Here is a 20,146-nt window from a genome sequence, read left to right as displayed (position 1 = left end):
TCCATCATAATGGCGTTTGGCAAAGATAGACGGCTTTCACCGTCCTTCTGCTCTATAATCGAAAAAGTTTCCTTGCATTCTCGCTAAATATTTTGCGTTTCTTCTCCTCCGGCAGACGGCGCAGTATTTGTGTTGGATCGTCGAAATCCCAATGCGGGTAATCACTGGAAAACAACAGCATGTCCTCTGCGTCGAACATCTCGAACATCATATCCAGATGCTTCAGGTTGTTCGGCTCTTCGATCGGCTGGGTCGTCAAAAAGCAATGATCCCTCACATATTCGCTTGGCATTCGCTTCAACCATGGCGCGGACGAGCGCAGCGCCTTGAAATTTTTATCCAGCCTCCACAATAGCGGAGGCAGCCAGGTGACGCCGCCTTCGCACAATACGACCTTGAATTCCGGATATTTCTCGAACACGCCTTCGCAAACGAGGCTGACCAGATGAGCCATGTACGTTTGCGGCAAACAGGTATGCCATTGCAAGTAGTTCGAGACGTAGCCGACGGCCGTCGGCGGATTAAAGATACCGCCGCCTTCGGCGCCGGGGTGTATGAGGAGCGGCAGCTTATGGCGCTGACAGGCTTCGTAGATCGGATGGAAATATCGATCGCCGTATGGCATGCGGGAACCGCCAATCACACTGACGGCAACGATGTCCGGATGGGGCGCGATTCGGTCAATCTCGCGAACGGCCTGGGCAGGGTCCTGCATAGCGACACACATGTATCCCTTAAACTTTGAACTAACCGGGAACCATTCGGCAATTACATAGTCGTTATAAGCGCGGCAGATAGCGGCGGCGTAATCGGGATCGGCGAATCCGGAGATGCCGATAATCGAATCCGAGCAGAGCAGCGCATATTCAACGTTGAATGGATTGACATAATGCTCCAGCATAAAAGCGGGATCCGAGCCGACCGGCAATCCGCTCGGCGGATCGGCATCCTTCCTTTTGTTCCCGACCGGAGATGCATAAGGCGCACCGGCGCTTGGCACGCCGAAGCGGGCAGCCTGGCTGCGCCAAGGCTCGTCCAGATAAGGGAGCAAATCTCCCCCGCCCCGAAACTGGTTGTGTACGTCGCAATCGATTACCGGCATCGTCTCCTGCTTGTCTTTTAGCATCCTTCCTCCCCCTCCTTCTGCTTCGGTTGGCCGATTACAATGCTGATCTGTCCATCCTCCACCATAACGGGATAGCTTCGCGCCCTCACTTTATCGCTAAATAGCGATTTGCCGGTCTTAATATCGAATTCCCAGCCGTGCCAGGGGCAGCGCAAAATTTCCCGATCCCGTCCATAGATAAACTCATACACTTGCGATTCGAGCGTCGTGCCGCATACCGGACCTTTGCACAGCTCGGCCCCTTGGTGAGGACAATAATTGTTTATGGCATAATATTCGCCTTTAACATTATATACACCGATAGAGCGTCCCTCGATTTGTACAATTTTGAAAGTCCCCATCGGAATCTCTTCTGTCCTCGCAACTGGATAGACAGCCATCCAATCCTCCTCCTTATCGTTGATCGCATCTTAATTTTAGATCGAATGTGATCGTATTACGATTGCTAATTCAATTATTATTTGTACGATTCTAATGTATACTTTAATTAGCAATCCTATTTTTAAAAATCAACCCGATAAGGGAGGCGACTGAAGTTGATTGAGCTTTTAGCCGTTTGTCTGGACGATATGAACCCGGATTGGCACATCGAAGAGAATCCAACCTTGACAGACATTCTTATTCTAATTGTCCATGGACGGGCTATCTATAGTTTGAACGGGGAGACAGTCGAATTGAACAAAGGGGATATGTTGTTTATCCCGCAAGGCGTGCTGCGATCTGGCGTCAATGCTCCCGAAGGACCTCATCAGAAGTATTCTTTTCACTACAAACCGTATAATCCGGGACAGTTCCCGTTTGACAGTGCCCGCACATATCGCAAAGTGAGAACGCGAAACCTCGATTTGATGAAAACAAGGTTCGCAGCGCTGGAGCATCACTGGTTCCGGCGACTCCCTCATGGCGAACTGATCAGCACCGGCATCGCGATCGAACTGCTCGGTTATTACTCGCGGGAATTAGCGGAGGAAAAAATTGCTTCCGTCAAGCTGCGGCTTATGCAGGAGGTCCAGGATTATATACGGAAGCATTACAGAGAGCCCATTCGTATCGAGGATTTGTCTAATCACATCAACCGTGCGCCTAACTATATCACGCAAACGTTTAAAGTCGTGACGGGGATGACGCCCATTTCCTACATGCATCAAGTTCGTATCTACGCCGCGCGAGACTTGATCCTCGACTCCAGGATGACGATCGGAGAAGTGGCCGAATATCTTGGTTACAGCGATCAGGCTTATTTCAATCGAATGTTCAAACGTATCATGAGTTACCCTCCATCTTATGTTCATCGCGAGATGAAACGGTAGGAACCTTAACATGATCGAAACGTGGGGAAGGAACGCCTAGCGTCGCTGGCGTCCGTTAACCCATTCTCTCCACAAGTCGAGGACATGCATGGCATAATCTCTCCCTCCATTCGAAGCTAGTTTTTTGTAACGCACCTCCTTCCTACCATTTGGAGTAGATTTGGAGTAGATATGCTATAATTAAGATGACTAAAATTCAAAGCGAGGTGACGCCGATGAAATGGGAAGAGATTACAGAATTGCATCCGGGTCGTTTTGTGCTGATTGAGGCAATTAAGGCAAGCTCCAGCAATCGTATACGTCAATTAGAGGAAATGGCAGTCATTCAGGATTACGATAATCCGCAAGAAGCGTGGAGCGGCTATAAAGAATTGCACAAGCTACATCCGTCTCGTGAGTTGTATGTATTTCATACGAGCAGAAGCGATGTGGAAGTTGTAGAGGAGTTTTTCTCAGGAGTTCGGCAGCAGCTATGAAGATAAGAATTCAGAACGGTTTGCCTATCATTTCCTTGACTTTGACTCGAAACGACCAATCCATTGTTCTGAACAATGTACTATTTGACACGGGCTGTGCGGCAACAGTGTTTGATACCGATGCATTAGGGGCAATAGGCATCTACATTGATTTTATCAATGGACGAGCCAAACGAATGTACGGGGTAGGGGGAACGAGTGAGGTATGCTATGAACAACAGATTTCCGAACTTCGCATTGAACAGGTCATTTTAGATAATTTCTCGATTCAGCTTGGCTCGATTCAAGAACCCTATGGATTTGATGGAATTGTTGGCATTGATTTTATGATGAGATCCAAATGCAAGGTGAATTTTGAAACCTTGAATGTCGAATTTGAAAAATAGACCGAGCGATGCCTCCCATAAAAGGACAGCTATCGCTTAGTCTATTTTTGATTTACTCGGTCATAGTGCCTTAATAAGCATATTAGGGGGATCTTCTACTTCATCCATTTACAAAACTGCTATAAACCCAACAAAATCAACCATTCCCTAGGTGTGTTTTCAAACTACATCACAATACATCAGTCAATAGTTGCTCCGGCGGTCGCTTCCCTTCAATGATTGTCACCCTCAGCCAGCCTCTTGTCGTAAGTCAATTGGATCAGAATGCCGAAGGGATCCCGCACAATGCCATACGCCTCGCTGAACACAACCGGACCGAGAGGGGTAATGACTTCCGTTCTTGCATCCTGAGTGAGTGATTCGTACATGCTTTCGATCCGCCCCTTGTCCGCCGACTGAATGCACAGCGACATATGGTTGCCTGCCAGGTATCTTTCGTCAGGAACCATCGTTTCTTCCGCCAGCATGATTTTGTGGACGCCAACCTCCAGAACGGAATGCGAGATCCAGTGCTCCTTCCCTTCCTCCACGACCATTGCCGGATCCAGCTTCTTCATATCCTCGTAAGTCACTATATACACCGCTTTTGCTCCAAGATGACGGGTATAAAAATCAATGGCTTCTCCCCCCGCTCCGTTCATCGACAAAAAGGTCACTACTTCGTAATTCATCCATTCGTCCTCCTTTTATATGTTCATCCTGTTCAGTCTGTACAAGGAACAGTATAATACTCATAGGTTTCAAATTCTGATACCATTGGTGAGGGAATATGAAAAAATACGAAGTTCTTTATAGGATCATGAACTATGTGTACCATCAGGACCGGTTCACGCTTCGAGAGTTAATGACGGAGTTTGCTCTCTCCAAAAGCACCGCTCTCCGATACATTCAATCGCTTGAAGATATCGGGGTCCCTTTATATTCCGAGCCGGGGCGATATGGCGGGTACAGAATTTTGGACTCTTACAGCATTCCTCCGGTCACGTTTACGCCGCAGGAAACCTATGCTTTGTTTTTCTCCATGAAAGGCATGGAGCTGCTGGGTTCATTGCCGTTCAAAGCGGAATACGATGCCATTCAGCATAAATTTCTTCAATCCGTGTCGCCCAAAATAAAAAACATGCTGGAGCAAATCGGCTCCCGCGTGTCATTCGGAACGACCAAAATAACAAATGAATGTCCGCAGCTCGAGAAACTGTTCCAAGCGATTATGTATCCGTCCGTCCTGCGAATCAGGTATCAATCTCCGAAAGCGGTAACGGAGCGTCGAATCCAGCCGATCGGCCTGCTCGCGGATCGCGGGAACTGGTATTGCCCATCCTTCGATTTGGACAAAGGGGAATACCGGATTTTTCGTTGCGACAGAATCTTGCAGGCCGAGACTCTTACAGAAGAACCTCTGCCCTGGCTGCAGGATATCGATTTGAGTAACCGCCTTGACTTGGCGACCAGAAGCCAGTCCGCGATTGACTACCGAATCGAGCTGACGGGCGAAGGCAAAGCCATTTTCGAAAGGAACCACGATCCCCGCATGTCGTTAACCAAGACAAACGGTGACTTCGTGCTATCGGGCTGGATCGAACCCGCTGAAACGCCATATTTGCTGCAGTACCTCCATCAATTCGGCGCTTGTCTGCGCGACATCCATCCCGCTTCCATCAGGGACGCTTTCGTTAAGGAGCTCGAGGATTTGAGGGGGAAGCTGACAAGTTCGCTCTCTTGATCTCGCATATGAGATCCAAGCACACGTATTCTGGTCATGGGGAACTCGGGGTTCGAGGACATGCCCGCCTTCCCTTCCCGAGCAAAAGAAAAAGACGACACATCGCTATGCCGCCTTAGTCATTCATGCCATTCTAAGCCTGAAGGGCTCTCGCCACGGCAAACCGGAATGGAAGTCTGGGTTATGTTAGATTTGTAACTCCCCAAGCTTAATCAGCTCGACAACCGCTTGCGAACGACCTTTGACGTTCAACTTCTGCATGACATTGGAAATATGATTGCGAACGGTCTTCTCGCTGATAAAAAGTTGTTGCGCTATATCCCGCGTCGTTTTGTCCTGTACCAGCAGCTCGAATACCTCTCGTTCACGATGCGTCAGTAAAAACTTGCTCTTGTGGTCGCTTCCCTTCAATGTGTGTCACCCCTCCTTGCTCGGGTTTTTATGGTATAACAAGGTCAAGGGATACAGTCAACTTATCATATGAAGGGGGCAGGGCATTGGTGCTGTCTATGCACAAAATAGGCGCAATAGAACGAGGTCACTCCTTGATCGCGGCATGTACGATGAGCCGATGCGTAGGGTCGACGACGGGGTCGCAGGTAATAAGCGTCAAGCGCTTGTCCTTATCATTGTAATTCAGGACGGACACGTCCGTTGGCAGTACGATAGACGTATCGTACACGATGTAGGTGAACTTGCCGGTTTTGGTCTCGATGATAATCTCGTCGCCGGCCTTTACCTCGTTCAGCCGGTTGAACAGCTTGCCCTTCGCCCGCATTCGATGCGCGGCGATAGCAGCATTGCCGATCTCCCCGATGGGCGCCGTCTCCTTTAAATGGGCGGCTGCCGACTTCATGTTCTTCTGCGTCGCGCCTTCCAGCACCGGCAGCTTAAGCTTGATGCTCGGTATCCGGATTGTCGCGATTGGCTCTACCTTGCTTTCGGCAGGTAACGCCGTCGGTGACGGCCCACTCTCGGCGGCCGTATCCGTTGGGACGGGAGTTCTGGTTTCCTCCGCATCCAGCTCCTCGAATAAGGTCGTCAATCCGCCATATTGCTCCAGCGCCGTTTGACCAGCTTCCTCGTTGGTCTCGCCGATCTCCCACTGCGCCATTAATTTCTCCTGCTGCTTGTCGTTGTACCATTCGCTTGCCTTGGGGTATGCAAGAATGACAATACCGATTAAGACAAGACTATATGCGATCCAACGTCTCATGATCAACCTCCACTCTATCCAAGCTCTACGGCTTTCTTGCTGCGATCACCCGCGAATACCCAGCGTTTGCTTCCATAAAAATTCAGTCCCAAAATCAATATCGTAACAACAATCTTGCCCAACCAAGCCGACCATCCAAGAAGCTGCACCGCTCCGCTTAACATTCCGATCGACAGAAGAAGCATAACTCCGTTCCAGACGAGAAATCGAAGCTGCCGGCGCAAGGCCGCTCCCGTTCTGCCGGACGGCTCCCGCCGCTGAGAGCGGAAGGTTATGGCGTTGTTAAGCAGGTAACTGTTCGCCATGCCAGCCAAGTAGGCCAGCGTCTGTGCAACCGCATAATGGAGAGACAACCATGTTAATAAGGCGAACATGCCGAAGTCGACAAGTGTGTTCAGAACGCCGATCAAGCCGAACATTACTAGCTGCGGCAGCCATCCCTTATTGCCTTTACCGGCCATCCCGATTCGCCGCTTTCCGCTCGTCCGAGGCCTTTGGCCCCTCCTCAACCGCATGTTCATGCTCCTTGTATCCCAACGTTTCGCGCACGATGTACAACGGCCGATCCTTGGATTCGTCGTAGATACGACCAATATATTCCCCTATAACGCCAAGAAGGAGGAGAATAATGCCGTTGAACAGCAAACTAAGACCTACGGTCGTCGTCCAGCCCTCAATCGTCGTCGACGTGAACAGCCGCTGATAGAGGATGACGATCAGATAGATAAAGCTTCCGAGCGACAAGAAGAAGCCGAGATAGGTCGCGATCTTAAGCGGTTTATGGGAGAACGAGGTAATGGCGTCCAGCGCGAAGCCGATCATCTTTTTGAGCGGATATTTGGTTTCGCCCGCGAATCTTTCCTCGCGAATATATTCAACGCTGGTCTGCCGGAATCCGATCCAGCTGATCAGGCCGCGCACGAATCTGTTTTTTTCCTTCAGCCCGCGCAGCACATCGCACACTTTGCGGTCGATCAGGCGGAAGTCGCCCGTATCGAGAGGGATTTCAACGTTCGTCATACTCCGCAGCAGCCGGTAGAAGGCCAAGGCCGTCAGCTTTTTAAAAAGCGTCTCGCCTTTGCGCTTTAGTCTGCGCCCGTAGACGACCTCATACCCTTCCTTCCACTTTGCAATCATCTGCAAAATAATTTCGGGCGGATCTTGCAGATCCGCATCGATAACGACGATCGCATCGCCCTGAGCATAATCCATGCCGGCAGAGATCGCGATCTGATGCCCGAAGTTGCGGGAGAAGTCGATTAGACGCACATTGGGATCGGCGCTGGCGATCAGCGCCGTTTTCTCCACCGTCCGGTCGCGGCTGCCATCGTTTACGAAGATGAGCTCGTACGGGTCGCCCGAAGCGTCCATCACTTCCTTCAGCCGGCCGTAAGTATGGTCGATGACCTCTTCTTCGTTGTACATCGGCACGATTACGCTATATTTGACTTTAACGGACATTTGCCATTTCTCCTCGCTTCAATAACCTCAATCGATCTAAAATAACCAGCTTGGGAACCAGCGCAGCAGGACGTCGACGTACCACTTCGGCACCAGCATGCCCGAGAGAGCCGGATAGAACATGACGAACAATCCGATCGCCGCAGCGACATACGCATTTCTCGCCTTGGCGAAGCCGGGGCGAAGCTCTTCGACATGCTTCAGACAATAGACCGTAGCCAGTATAATAAACGGAACCATTGCAAAATAGTGGTAAAGGAACGTCTCCCGCGGCACGAGCATCCACGGCACATATTGGGCCAGGAAGGCAATCCAGATCATGTAAGCGGACCTGTCCTTGCGCTTGATGCTGATATAAGCCGTCGCCATCATCGTAAACAAACCGATCCACCAGATAAGCGGATTGCCCATCGCCACGATCGTGGACTTCATCCCTTCAGGCAGCTCGCTGCCGGAATAATACCAGACGGGACGCTTCATGAACGGCCACTCCCACCAGGAAGAAGAGAAGGGATGGGACGAGACGAGCTGGCTGTGATAGTTGTACATATGCGTCGTGTAATCGACTAGCGCCTTCAGCGTATAGCCGCCAGACATGACGTTTAGAATCGGAATGTACGAAAGAGCGTAAATGCCTGCCGGAATTCCGATATAGAACAGAAGACAGGCCGCTAACGTAATGATCGTGTTGCGCGGGAACAAGCGGGACGCCCGTTCCAGCTCGGCCCGGTTGTATCCGTCCAGCCCGTCGCCGCGCTTTAGTCGTCTCTTAGCCGCCGCGTATTCCTTGTAGCGATCGATCAGCGACAACGCCAGCATGATGGCAAGACCCGCTCCGCCGTACAAGACGATCCACTTGGAGGCGACGCCGAGACCGAACGCAAGTCCGGCCAGCCCCAGCGGCACGAACGTCGACAAGAGAGACGATCGGTAGAAGTTCATCGTGACGTATCGATGCATGAAATAGAACATCAACATGATGAAGAACACGCCGTATACGTCGATTGTCGCAATCCGCGTCTGCGTGAAATGCATGAAGTCTGCCGCAAGCAGCAGCGCGGCGATCGCGGCGAACGTCGTTCCTCCAAACAGCCGTCTCGCCATGAGATAGATAAGCGGAATCATCGCCGCGCCGAACAAAGTGCCTCCGATCCGCCATCCGAACGGATTGAGTCCGAACAGCTTGATGCCTATCGCGATAATAAGCTTGCCAAGCGGCGGATGCGTATTTTCGTACGCAACGAGACCTTCCAGATTTTCGTAGGCCGTTCGGGCATGATAGATTTCGTCGAAATAACTGCCCTTCATAAATTCGTGATTATAAACCATCAGCTTTTGCTCATCGAACAGATTCGTTATCGCGCCGCGCTTCGGCTCCTTATCGCTCAGAGCGACGACGGAGCTGATGGGCAGCGGCTCCTTGCTGCCGGCTTCGTAGATGCCAAGCTCGTTCATCGAAAAGCCGGCTCCCGTAACGGTCAGCTTGACGTAACGCGCCTTCACGTCGAGCTGCTGGCTCTTCCATGCGAAGACGTACACATGATTATTGTCGACCTCGATCCGGTTATTCCAAACATCCGGCGTCTCGGCGAATTCGTAGGCGTAAGTCCCCGTGCCAACACCGCCGAAGCTGGTCAGCCGCTCGAGCTGCTTCACTTCTCCCAGATCGACGTAGAAACCTTCGCCGGCCGAGGAGGGATGCCAGACCGTCTCCGGATCTTTAAACGATCCCAGATTGACGAGCGCCACGATGGTATACACGGCCGTAATACCGCCCATCCACCACCAATCCTTGCGGCTCAACCGGCGGAGACCTGCGGATCGTTCGCCGGTCCGCACACGGAACGGTTCCAAGCGCTCGGCATCGGCCCGCAGCCGCTCATCGGGCTGCAACATCTCCACCTGCTGCCGATTGCCGTTCCGGTAGAGATCGTGTCCAACGTACAATCCGTATAGCAGCAAACCGATATTCGCCAGCGAACACAGGATGACCACGCCGTCCGTCGGCACATTGGTCGTCTGCTCGCTGAACTTAAGCACGTAACTCATATTGATAAAATTCGTTATCGTGAAGCCGAAGAACAGCCGCAGCATTCGGCGGTCCATAGACTGAATATACGCGAATAAGCTGAGCAGCATAACAGGGAACATGTAACGTTCGTGCATCTTGGTTACGCCGATAAATACGATGGCGATCAGGATCATCGCCACATAAAATGACCGGTCCTCGTTATTCCGTTTTACACGGGCAAACGAAAGAAGAAGAACCGCCAGCACAGCGGCCCCTATAAACAGACCACCCCACGTCTGATAGGGAATGAACAGCCATTTGTCCGTCAACGGCGCCCAATTCCCGCCCGTCAACGAATACAGATTAAAGGCGTTGAGCGTCGCATAAGGGTAAGAAGACAACGTCCCTTTGTACAGCTCGTAGACGCCCTTCAGTCCGCCATGGCCCCAGAAAAACGGAAGCGCAAGCAGAATGAACGTACCGAAGCCATAATAGGCGCTGACCGCAACATCCTTCCACTTCCGTCCAAGCAGCAAGGCGACAAGCAGGATGGGCATAAAAATAAAGGTTTGCGGCTTGATCAGCGCCGCGATCGCATACCAGACCGATGCCCTGCCGAACTTGCGCTCTGCCATGCCGGCGATCGCAAGCGTCAGCACCAGCGCAAACACGGCGTCGACTTGCCCCCATGCCGCGGAGTCGAGAATGGCTGCGGGATTAAACGCATAGATCAGCGCAAGGCCGATTGCCGGAGCTTCGCCTAATTTGCCTCTCGCCGCGCGATAGACGACGGCTGCGGCCACGAGATCCGCCGCGATGGCAGGAAGCTTGTAGAGCAGCAGAGTACCGGCGCTGCCTGCTGCAAGACCCAGCCATTCTTTGATCAGCCCTACTATGTACAACACGTAAATATAACCTGGCGGGTAGTCGACGAATATATCGGTATGGTAGAAACCCGCAATGCCCTCTTTCACCACTTGATCCGACCAGAACGTAAATAGCGCGATGTCGTTGGCGTACCCATCATGGCTAAGTCCAATTGCGATTCGAACCGCTAACGCGGCGGCAAAGCCTCCGTATAACAATAGATCGCGAACCCTGTTATTGCCCCGCAGCCGGTCCTGCTGCCTCAGGAGCGCATTCCGGACGACCGCGAAAAAGGCCGTAAACAGTGCGGCGAACAGCAGCGTCGAAAGGATCGACACCTTAATCGGCGCCTGCTCCTGTTCGTCGCCGCCGCTGACCGGCGAAGACGCAAGCGAGAATTCGACCGCTCCCGCCGGCGTCTCGCCGACTTCCTCGACCGACACGCCGTCGAATGCGGCGCTTCCGGCATTAATGCTGCCGTAGCCCCCCACGCTGACGCCGATCGTGATTTCCTTCTGATCCTTGGCCGTTCGTCCGTAATACTCCAGGTAAGACCATTGACCGCCTGTGTCGTGAACCTGCGGGTATTGGACCGCCACTCCCTCTACGGACAGATAAGCGCCGTAAGCGTCAAGACGCAGCCCCTCCGCCTTAACGTAACCGGAGATTCGGTACAGCTTGTCCGATTCAACCCGGACCGTCTGAATAAATCTGGCATGATTATCGCCATGATTTCGAATGGATGCCGCTCCTTCGCCCGACTGGGCGGAGCCAAGCTCGACCGAATATTCGGTAGAAACATCGTCTTTGATCCAGGCTTCAGTCGTCCAATTGACCGGCATCCCGCCCTCGGTTTGCTCGAAGTCGCCGTTCACGACCAGGTTGCCTGCCGCATGCGCGGGGAGGACGCTGCAGAGCCAGAGTGCCAGCAGCATCAGCGGAATAGTCAAGCGGCGTAGACCAGCTTTCTTCATCTCGGTTCACATTCTCCTTCATCTATCTCATCTAGATTCTCTATAAAATATGGCAGTCGTTACAATCATACAGATTCACTTTATCGAATGGAGATGCCGAGGTCAATGTCCGCGGGCAAAATACTGTTGAATTATTCCAAACAGAAGCATGCTCCCCCTTTCAAATGGTTGTGAATCTAGTACGGGCAGCCCGTTCGCGGAATACGTTAATAGAAACGTTCCGAACCGGGACGGCTCTCTCACTTCCGAAGGAGGCAGTCACCAACATGCATAAAATCATAATGAACGGCACCGGTCATGCCATGTATGTCAATCCGGGCGATAAGCGTGGCGGCAGAATGAAGCGGTACGCCGGCTTGTCCCAACCCGCCGTGACGGCATTTTGGCGCAAGGCCGTGAGCCTGCTGGAGCCGGCCATCGTGGTGGACGCGGGTGCCAATTATGGAGAGATCCTGCTGTCCGCTCAATATCCCGTTTATACCGAGATCGTGGCGATCGAGGCCAACGAAGGACTGCGTCCCTACTTGCTTCGGTCGATCGGCGATCATCCCAACAGCCGTCAGATGAAGGCGGTATTCGCCTTCGTATCGGATGAGGCGGATAACACGATATCCTTCTACGTCGACCAGTCGCACTCCGGCCTTTCCTCGGGCCACCCTTCCGGCTCGCGTGCCGTCAAATCAACCTCCATCGGCACCGTCACGATCGACAGCCTGTTCCAGGATCGTATCATTCAGGGTGGAACCTTGTTATTCAAGATGGACGTGGAAGGGTTCGAATGGCAAGCCATAAAGGGCATGAGCAAGCTGCTGGATAGCTGCGCCGGCGCGATCGGCTGCATCGAATTTAACCGCAGCTACATGATCGAAAAAGGCATCGACCTGAACGGGTTTATCGATTTCCTCTCCGAGCGGTTTCTGCTTTACGCGCCGGACGCGAGTGGACGACTCATCCCGATGGAAACTCCGGTGCACGAAAGCATCGCAAGACACTTCAATGCGGACAAAACCTGCAACGACCTTGTGCTCTCCACAAGCGCCGAGCTCGTAAGCAAGCTGGAGAGCTGAAACACGACAATAAACGGCGCCGCCAAAGGGAACCAAGCTTCCCCTGGCAGCGCCGTTTGCATTTGTGACAGAGCCTCAAAGCAGCTCCTGCCTCTCTCTATCAGCCTCCTCGCCCCGCAAGAGCATCCTTCACGATCCCGACGAACTCTCGCGCTCTGGCGCCGTTGCTATGATAGCGATGGACAAAGTCGTACCCCCGTTCCGTAATGGCGTTCCTCGCCTCCGCATCCGCGCGATACCGCCTCGCAAGCTCCAGTATGCCGGTAATTCCGCAGGCTACGAAGTTGTCTCCGTCCTTAAAGCCCAGCTCTTCGATGTCCGGATTGCTCTCCGCCAGCATCAGCGTCCTGCAGCCCGGAATTTCGAAAAACTTGGCAACGGGGATTTCCAGCACGCTGCCGCAAGTGAAGGCTATCATGGAACCGTTAATGGCCCGCGCGTACGTATCATGCACGAACAGTCCCGGCCGGTAAGGCGTCCGGTGCCCGGGATGGCGGTAATGGACGAATCCCTCTTCCCGCGACATAGCCTTTAGTACTGCGGAACGGAACGGGTATTTTTCCTCCATTAATCCCATGAGCGAATAAGCCGTGTCCTTGGGCAAGCCGTAATCCCGGATCATCTCCGGATTGACGCCGAACGGCAACCAGCGGAATCGCGGCAGCATCTCCGGGAACGCCTTGAGGAAGGGATATTTGCTGGCGGATAAAATAAGATCCGGCTTCGCATTCCGTTCGAAATATTCCTTTCTGGCGGCAGGCAGGTAATGGACGTCCAGCACGTAACACGCCTTCAAAATATCGACGTGCTCCAGTCCCGTGATATGGGGGGCAAAAGCGTTTCGCCATTCGATGTCGTAATGGAAAATAACGTCCGGCCTTTCCGGCAAACTTTCCAATATGGCTCGAATATTCCCGTCCTTGCTCCAATACGTCACGTCGGCGACCTCTTCGATCGCCTTCAACATATCGAATTTGTGCACATGTTTCGGATATGTCTCGTCGAACCGCTTCACGAGCATCAGTACCTTAAGCCGCCTATCCATGCCTTTGATTCTCCAGCCACTGATCTTCCGGCACATCTCTTAGTTTGCGAGCGGGATTGCCCGCTACGATCGTCCGCTCCGGCACATCTTTTGTCACGACGCTGCCTGCCGCCACGACGCCGTCCCGATGGATGACCCTGCCCGGCAAAATCGTCGCGCCCGCTCCGATCCTGCCTCCCTGCTTAACCGTCACTCCCTTGAACTTGGAAAATCTGGCGGAGGAACGCGCCAAATAATTGTCGTTGGTCGTCACGACGCAGGGGGCGACGAATACGTCGTCCTCCAGCACGGAATATGCGCAGATATAGCTGTTCGTCTCCAGCTTGCAGCGAGCGCCGACCTCGCAGTCGTTCTCGATGGCGGCGCCGCGTCCCACTATCGTCCCCGTCCCGACCCGGACCCGTTCGCGCACCGTCGCCAAATCCGCCACCAGAACGTCCGGCTGCAGCCGCGCCCCCCGATAGATAATCGCTCCCGTTCCGATCGTGCAGCCCTTCTCGATAAACGTCGGATGCAGGACGACGCCGTCGCTTGTCGTCGCGGATCGTTTGGCCTTCATGGGGAGCTTGCCGATCACGGCATGATCGTGAATGCGGACATCGTCTCCAATGACGGTATCGTCGTGGATGACGGCGCCATGGCCGATCGTAACCCCGGCCCCGATCACGACGTCGCGTCCAAGCGTGACGCCATCTCCGATCCTTGTCGTACCGCTCATCCCTCTCACTCTCCCTTACGTGTATTGAATCACCTTGGAGATGATATAATCCTGCTGCTGTCTTGTCAGATGCGGCGAAAGCGGCAGCGCGAACGAATGGGCGCAGGTTTTCTCCGTTACGGGCAGATCGCCCGCCTTGTAGCCGAGAAACGTCAGCGCCTGCTGCAAATGCAGCGGACACGGGTAATAATGACCGGACGATATGCCGTCTCCCTTGAGCCTCTCCATCAGCTCGTCGCGATGCTCGTATTGCGCGGCGTAAAGATGGTACACGTGCTCTGCCTTATCCATGACCGCAGGCAGTCTCAGCGGGGTATGTCGCAATCCGTTATTATAATAGTCAGCCGCCTGCCTTCTACGATCGTTCCACTCCACCAATCTCTTAAGCTTCACTCTGATGATGGCCGCCTGAAGCGGATCCAGCCTGCTGTTGACGCCGATTGTTTCGTGAAAATATTTTTTACGGCTGCCATGCCGGGCAAGCAGCCTGGCTTCGTTGGCAATCCGTTCGTTATTCGTGACGATGATGCCTCCGTCTCCGTAACCCCCCAGATTTTTTGTCGGGAAAAAGGAAATGCAGCCCGCGTCCCCCATGGCGCCGACGGGACGGCCTTCCAGCGTCGCCCCGATGGCTTGACAGGCATCCTCGATCAGTTTGAGGCCATGCCGCTCCGCCAGGGAGGAAAAGGCCGACATGTCTGCCGGCTGGCCGAAAATATGAACAGGCAAAATCGCTTTGGTACGCGGCGTAATGCGCTGCTCCGTGTCTAAGGGACACATGTTGTACGTTGCGGGATCAATATCAGCGAACACGGGAACGGCTCCCCGGCGCACGATCGCCTCCGCCGTAGCGAAAAACGTGAACGCCGTCGTGACGACCTCGTCGCCAGGTCCGATGCCGGCCGCCTCCAGCGCAAGCGCCAGCGCATCCGTACCGTTCGCGACCGATACGGCATAAGCCGCGCCGGTCAATGCCGCGATCTCGGCCTCAAGCCCTTCGACCTCGGGTCCCGCGATATATTCGCCGCTGGCCATAACGCGCAGGAAAGCAGCGTCGATCTCGTCCTTCAGCTCCCGATATTGCGCGCGCAAATCGATTAACGGAATTTTTTCCATCCTACCCCTTCTCCCTCCAGACCATGCCGCCCATATGAAACTCCTCGTTGATCGGCAGCTCCACGACAAGACCGCTCTTTATCGATTGATAGATGCCAAGCACGGCCTCCAGCGCGGGAAGAGTCGACTCGGCCGAAGCGATGGGCGACTCCCCGCCACGGATGGCGGTCAAAAGCTCGCGATAAAGCGGCGTATGCGAAAGCTTGATATCCGTGTCAGGTACCTTTGATAAAGTCCGTTGCTCGAAAACGGAGTCGGCGCCCTCCGAACCATGGTTATGTTCGAAGGTCCATACCGCCGCTTCTTGCAAGGCCGTGCCCTCAAAGGAGGCAGTGCCGCGAGAGCCGAACAGGCTGATGGAAGTGCCTAACGTTCGGGGATAGACGCCCGTTGACGCCTCGATAATGCCGACAGCCCCGCTTTTGAACCGCAGCAGCGCCGCTCCGACATTTTCGACGCCGATAAACTGGCCATGGATGCCGGCAAGCGCATATACGGATTGAAGCGGACCCAGCAGCCAGATCAGCAGATCGACATAATGAATGCACTGGTTGATGAACAAACCGCCGCCCTTGCTCCAATCCTCGCGCCAAGGCCCGCTTCTGTAATAGGCCATATCGCGATTCCATCTCATCGCCACGGCGCCGTGACCGATCTCGCCGAACCGTCCCTCCTCAACAGCAGCTTTCATCGCGGCAATTCGCGGGGAATAACGCGCTTGAAACGACACGGCCAGCTCCAGCTTTTTTGCCCGGGCAAGACGGATAAGCTCCCTTGCCTCGCCCATGGACAGCGCAAGCGGCTTTTCGACCAGCACATGTTTGCCCGCTTCAAGTGAATGCAGCGCGATCCGGGCATGGGAGTCGCTGCTCGTCGCGACGACAACGAGATCGAGCTCCGGTCGTGTCAGCATTTCATCGATATCCGTATGCAGCGTTGCTCCCGGGAACCGCGGGATTCCAGCGCGAAAGGCGAAAACGCGGAGACGCTCCTCCGAGATGTCGCAAAGCGCCGCGATCTCCGCCCCGCCGCCCAACTCGGCAATAGCCGCAACATGTTTTTCCGCAATAGCCCCGCATCCGATAATCGCAATTCGCATCAAAGTCATGAAACGCCCCCGCCCCCGAGCCTCATCGTAACGGCGCGCCCCCCGCGGCCTTTCGTCACATTGCGGGTATCGTAAATCAGCGGCGCATGCTCCATCATCAGATCAAGCGGCATGCCGCTGTGATCCGTCGCAATAATGACGCCGTCGATGCTCGCCAGAAATTCAGGCGTCAGCTCGGTTCTCTGAAGCTTCTTCTCCCCGACCGCAAGTTCGCTGATATAGGGGTCATAGTAATAAACCTTGGTTCCTTCCAGCATAAGAAGCTTCATGATATCGATCGATGCCGACTCGCGGCTGTCCGCAATATCGGACTTATAGGCCGCCCCGTATACAAGGATGGAGGAGCCGGCCAGCGTCTTGGGAGCAACGCCTTGCTTTAGCCGCTGCACGACATACAGCGGCATTCGGTGGTTGATGCCGTTCGCCAAGCCGATAAAGTCCGAGCTCATGCCGTATTGCTTCAGCTTCCATTGCAGATAGGAAGGATCGACGGGAATGCAATGGCCGCCAATGCCAGGACCCGGATAGAAGGGATGATAACCGAACGGCTTCGTCGAAGCGGCCTGAACAACCTCCCAAATGTCGAGCCCCAACGTATCGCAGGCGATGGCCATTTCATTAATAAACGAGATATTGACGAGCCTGTAGGCATTTTCCATGATCTTAGTCATCTCGGCTGCATCCGTGCTGGAGACGGGATGGACGGCCGGAAAGACATGACGATACAGCTCGGATACTTTCTCCAGGCAGCGACCACTTATGCCGCTTACGATCTTGGGGATACGATGGATGGGGAAGTCCGCATTGCCGGGATCGACCCGCTCCGGGGAATACGCGACATGGAAGTCTTCGCCCGCCCGCAGACCCGACTTGGCCAGCAGCGGCAGAAGCACTTCCTTGGTCGTACCGGGGTAAGTCGAGCTCTCCAAGACGACGAGCTGCCCCTTTTGCAATTCGGCGCCTGCTTGGGTCGCCGCCATCTTCAGGTAGGCGAGATCGGGCGTGCCGTAAGCCGTCAGCGGCGTCGGCACGCAGATGATGATGGCCTCGGCTGCTCGAGCTGCGGAATGCTGCGTTGTCGGAATCAATCGCTCTGCAATCGCCTCGTTAATCACTGCGTCTTCTATTTCACGAATATAGCTTTTGCCATTCTGAAGCTTGCTAATTTTAGAAGCATCAGGATCGATTCCGATCACTCGAAATCCTTGCTCGGCGAATAGCAGAGCCAGTGGCAGCCCCACGTAGCCCAATCCCAATATCGCCACGGTTCGTCGCTCGTCCGCGGACTCGATGTGATGCTCCTCCTTTATTGATGTCAAGTCTCTCGCCTCTTTCCCAGCATGGATATGAAACAGCTAGAATACTATATGACCGGGCAAGCTGTGACGAATGGACGAAACGACAAAAAAACCGCCTCCGATGGGAGCGCGGCGGCGGCTGCCCGGAGACGGTCCTATAAATACGTGTTCAAACTCAGCTTATTCCAGCAATCTGCCGCTGAATCGATGGCCATATGGCCGAATCAGCTCATCGCTGCTTTTAGTCGTTCGCGGCGGGAAGATTCGTTCAACCATTCCGTTAAACTCCATAATATAATGCTGAACGGGGAAGCCTTGCAGGGAATCATTCTGATATGCGTTCATCCGGCCTACGAAATCAGGGTTCGCGGAGACGTACACCAGCTCGATATTGGGCCTCATGGCTTTGAGTGCCGAAGAAACCTTTTCCGTCAGCTCGTCGTTCAATCGTTCCTGGCCTGTCGACAGGGTTCCAATCCGTCTGCCGGCCTCCGTTCCCTTGGCGCCGGACAACCCCATGTAAGTACGGCTTAGCGTGCCGATCCCGTCGCCGCTTGCTTCCTTGTCCAAGGATACCGCCACGTAGGCGTTATAATCCGCGAGCATGACGACCGCATGATGAATGCCCGCCACCTCTTGCACCAGCTTCTCGCCGAATTCCGGTTTGATTTCCAGCCGATAATTGCGATGCGTGCCAACGAGATTGTTGCTGCTCAGCCTGCGGCCATTGACCCGGTTCATTTCGTTTTTCTGATCATCCGCAAATCGTTTGTCCGTCAGCAGCCGATTGCCATTCGCATCGTAACGCACTTCATTTGTGCGCAAATTTTTATTGCCAAGATCGCCTTGCTTCTCCATAGAGCAGCCGCCAAGCATGCCTCCAAGCACGATGCATGCCGTTAGCAGCGTCCAAGCGCCGCGAGAGCGGATTATCATAATCAATCCTCCTCCTGTTCGTCATCCGATAATGATACCTTTGCGACAGATTCCAGTCTTATCGTTTGCCGAAAGGAGAGAGGTTATTCGTATGATCAGTGTTGACCAGCGTTGATCAGCGTCTGCGGATCTCATTGACAGCCGTATTTACAGAAGGTATGATATTAGTATCAGATATTAGTACCAGGTGACAATAACATAAATATACGAAAGGTTGTGTAGACCCGTGAGCAGAGAACCCGATATCGCAAGCAAAGCCGCTTACCGATCCAATTCCCGTATTGCTGCAATAGGAACTTATTTGCCGGACAATGTCATGACCAACGCGGACCTGGAGAAGCTGGTCGATACCTCTGATGAGTGGATCGTGCAGCGGACCGGCATACGCGAACGCCGAATTTCGGCGCCCCATCAATATACCAGCGATTTGGCCTACCGTGCGGTTGCCGACCTGGCTTCCAGGTACGATGTGCAATTGGACGATGTTGATTACATTATTGTAGCCACCTCCACGCCAGATACCATATTCCCCAGCATCGCGGCTGGCATTCAGGCCAGATTTGGCATCGCGAAATGCGGCGCGATCGACATCCAAGCCGCCTGCGCGGGTTTCACCGCAGGTCTGCAGCTCGCAAACGGGCTTCTCATGACCGGGCTTCATCATAAAATATTGGTCGTAGGCGCCGATGCCTTGTCCAAAATTACGGACTATACCGATCGTACGACCTGCATTCTGTTCGGCGACGGAGCAGGCGCCGTGTTGGTGGAACGAACCGAGGATGGAGAGGGAGACTTCCTGGCTTCCTTCGCCCGGACCGACGGCAACGGCGGACGGCATGTCTACGCCAGCCATTTGTCCTCGCGAATCGGCGAATACGATCTTGTGCCGAGCGGCAAGCTTGTACAGAATGGACGCGAGGTGTACCGTTGGGCGCTTTCCAGCGTCTCGGAAGGAGTTTCGGAGCTGCTTGAGAGCGCAGGCCTGGCTGCACATCAAGTGGATTGGTTCGCTCCGCATAACGCCAATCAGCGAATCATCGAGGCGTTATGCGAGCGATGCGGCTTCACAGAGGATCAAGCTCTGTCTTCTATTGCGAAGTATGGCAACACGTCAGCCGCCTCTATCCCGCTTGCGATGGATGACGCCGTCAAGGACGGAAGACTGCAAGCGGGGCACCGCGTTCTGCTTCACGGCTTCGGCGGGGGCTTGACGCAAGCGGGCGTTATCCTTCGCTGGTCAATCTAAAGGCGCAATATGAGCCATACCATGGAATTCATGCCTCTCTCCATGGTATGGCTCTTCATCTT

General features: G+C 53.9%; 20 protein-coding genes. 6 read left to right on the top strand and 14 right to left on the bottom strand.

What is annotated here, in order from left to right; all coding sequences use genetic code 11:
* Positions 1-52 precede the first annotated feature (52 nt).
* Positions 53-1,126, bottom strand: a complete 1,074-nt coding sequence (locus B1748_RS29520) for an amidohydrolase family protein (RefSeq protein ID WP_087571547.1) — start codon at positions 1,124-1,126, stop codon at positions 53-55.
* On the bottom strand, positions 1,120-1,506 hold the full coding sequence (locus tag B1748_RS29515; protein ID WP_087571546.1) for a Rieske (2Fe-2S) protein: 387 nt from the start codon (positions 1,504-1,506) through the stop codon (positions 1,120-1,122). The genes B1748_RS29520 and B1748_RS29515 overlap by 7 nt, the downstream gene beginning before the upstream one ends.
* A gap of 156 nt (positions 1,507-1,662) precedes the next feature.
* On the opposite strand from B1748_RS29515, the gene B1748_RS29510 reads away from it, so the two are divergent.
* The 3 genes from B1748_RS29510 (at position 1,663) to B1748_RS29500 (ending at position 3,298) form a co-directional block, all read left to right on the top strand.
* A complete protein-coding gene (locus B1748_RS29510) occupies positions 1,663-2,436 on the top strand; it encodes an AraC family transcriptional regulator (protein ID WP_087571545.1) in 774 nt (257 codons plus the stop codon).
* A gap of 215 nt (positions 2,437-2,651) precedes the next feature.
* A complete protein-coding gene (locus B1748_RS29505) occupies positions 2,652-2,912 on the top strand; it encodes a hypothetical protein (RefSeq protein WP_087571572.1) in 261 nt (86 codons plus the stop codon).
* Positions 2,909-3,298, top strand: a complete 390-nt coding sequence (locus B1748_RS29500; RefSeq protein ID WP_087571544.1) for a pepsin/retropepsin-like aspartic protease family protein — start codon at positions 2,909-2,911, stop codon at positions 3,296-3,298. Before B1748_RS29505 ends, B1748_RS29500 begins: the two co-directional genes overlap by 4 nt.
* 212 nt (positions 3,299-3,510) lie before the next feature.
* On the opposite strand, the gene B1748_RS29495 is transcribed toward B1748_RS29500, so the two are convergent.
* The gene (locus tag B1748_RS29495) at positions 3,511-3,969 is read right to left on the bottom strand and encodes a VOC family protein (protein WP_087571543.1); all 459 of its coding nucleotides are present in this window, start codon (positions 3,967-3,969) and stop codon (positions 3,511-3,513) included.
* A 98-nt stretch (positions 3,970-4,067) separates the two neighbouring features.
* Here B1748_RS29495 and B1748_RS29490 point away from each other — a divergent pair, with 98 nt between their 5' ends.
* On the top strand, positions 4,068-5,021 hold the full coding sequence (locus tag B1748_RS29490; protein ID WP_087571542.1) for a helix-turn-helix transcriptional regulator: 954 nt from the start codon (positions 4,068-4,070) through the stop codon (positions 5,019-5,021).
* A 186-nt stretch (positions 5,022-5,207) separates the two neighbouring features.
* On the opposite strand, the gene B1748_RS29485 is transcribed toward B1748_RS29490, so the two are convergent.
* The 5 genes from B1748_RS29485 to B1748_RS29465 all read right to left on the bottom strand — a co-directional run bounded on the left by B1748_RS29485 (position 5,208) and on the right by B1748_RS29465 (position 11,550).
* Positions 5,208-5,432: a helix-turn-helix domain-containing protein gene (locus tag B1748_RS29485; protein ID WP_006040330.1), complete on the bottom strand. Its 225-nt coding sequence runs from the start codon at positions 5,430-5,432 to the stop codon at positions 5,208-5,210.
* Positions 5,433-5,559: 127 nt separating this feature from the next.
* Positions 5,560-6,237: a class D sortase gene (locus tag B1748_RS29480; protein ID WP_087571541.1), complete on the bottom strand. Its 678-nt coding sequence runs from the start codon at positions 6,235-6,237 to the stop codon at positions 5,560-5,562.
* Positions 6,238-6,251: 14 nt separating this feature from the next.
* Positions 6,252-6,698: a GtrA family protein gene (locus tag B1748_RS29475; RefSeq protein ID WP_179215890.1), complete on the bottom strand. Its 447-nt coding sequence runs from the start codon at positions 6,696-6,698 to the stop codon at positions 6,252-6,254.
* Positions 6,688-7,698: a glycosyltransferase family 2 protein gene (locus B1748_RS29470; protein WP_087571539.1), complete on the bottom strand. Its 1,011-nt coding sequence runs from the start codon at positions 7,696-7,698 to the stop codon at positions 6,688-6,690. Before B1748_RS29470 ends, B1748_RS29475 begins: the two co-directional genes overlap by 11 nt.
* A 36-nt stretch (positions 7,699-7,734) precedes the next feature.
* Entirely contained in the window at positions 7,735-11,550 is a 3,816-nt protein-coding gene (locus tag B1748_RS29465; RefSeq protein ID WP_087571538.1) for a glycosyltransferase family 39 protein, read from the bottom strand.
* Positions 11,551-11,816: 266 nt separating this feature from the next.
* Here B1748_RS29465 and B1748_RS29460 point away from each other — a divergent pair, with 266 nt between their 5' ends.
* Positions 11,817-12,617, top strand: coding sequence for an FkbM family methyltransferase (locus B1748_RS29460; protein WP_179215889.1), 801 nt, complete (start codon positions 11,817-11,819; stop codon positions 12,615-12,617).
* A gap of 100 nt (positions 12,618-12,717) precedes the next feature.
* On the opposite strand, the gene B1748_RS29455 is transcribed toward B1748_RS29460, so the two are convergent.
* The 6 genes from B1748_RS29455 to B1748_RS29430 form a co-directional block, all read right to left on the bottom strand.
* Positions 12,718-13,662, bottom strand: coding sequence for a glycosyltransferase family protein (locus tag B1748_RS29455; RefSeq protein WP_087571536.1), 945 nt, complete (start codon positions 13,660-13,662; stop codon positions 12,718-12,720).
* The gene (locus tag B1748_RS29450) at positions 13,655-14,380 is read right to left on the bottom strand and encodes a DapH/DapD/GlmU-related protein (protein ID WP_087571535.1); all 726 of its coding nucleotides are present in this window, start codon (positions 14,378-14,380) and stop codon (positions 13,655-13,657) included. Before B1748_RS29450 ends, B1748_RS29455 begins: the two co-directional genes overlap by 8 nt.
* Positions 14,381-14,395: 15 nt before the next feature.
* Positions 14,396-15,496: a DegT/DnrJ/EryC1/StrS family aminotransferase gene (locus tag B1748_RS29445; protein WP_087571534.1), complete on the bottom strand. Its 1,101-nt coding sequence runs from the start codon at positions 15,494-15,496 to the stop codon at positions 14,396-14,398.
* 1 nt (position 15,497) lies between these two features.
* Entirely contained in the window at positions 15,498-16,604 is a 1,107-nt protein-coding gene (locus B1748_RS29440) for a Gfo/Idh/MocA family protein (RefSeq protein ID WP_087571533.1), read from the bottom strand.
* Entirely contained in the window at positions 16,601-17,923 is a 1,323-nt protein-coding gene (locus B1748_RS29435; RefSeq protein WP_256976023.1) for a nucleotide sugar dehydrogenase, read from the bottom strand. The genes B1748_RS29440 and B1748_RS29435 overlap by 4 nt, the downstream gene beginning before the upstream one ends.
* Positions 17,924-18,082: 159 nt before the next feature.
* Positions 18,083-18,838, bottom strand: coding sequence for a YhcN/YlaJ family sporulation lipoprotein (locus B1748_RS29430; RefSeq protein WP_087571532.1), 756 nt, complete (start codon positions 18,836-18,838; stop codon positions 18,083-18,085).
* A 226-nt stretch (positions 18,839-19,064) separates the two neighbouring features.
* Here B1748_RS29430 and B1748_RS29425 point away from each other — a divergent pair, with 226 nt between their 5' ends.
* Positions 19,065-20,084: a ketoacyl-ACP synthase III gene (locus tag B1748_RS29425; RefSeq protein ID WP_256976022.1), complete on the top strand. Its 1,020-nt coding sequence runs from the start codon at positions 19,065-19,067 to the stop codon at positions 20,082-20,084.
* Positions 20,085-20,146 lie beyond the last annotated feature (62 nt).

It is taken from the genome of Paenibacillus sp. MY03, from assembly GCF_002165585.1.
Lineage (GTDB): Bacteria > Bacillota > Bacilli > Paenibacillales > Paenibacillaceae > Pristimantibacillus > Pristimantibacillus agaridevorans.
Note: the sequence above shows the minus strand (reverse complement) of the source record. Positions and strands in the feature narration are given on the sequence as shown.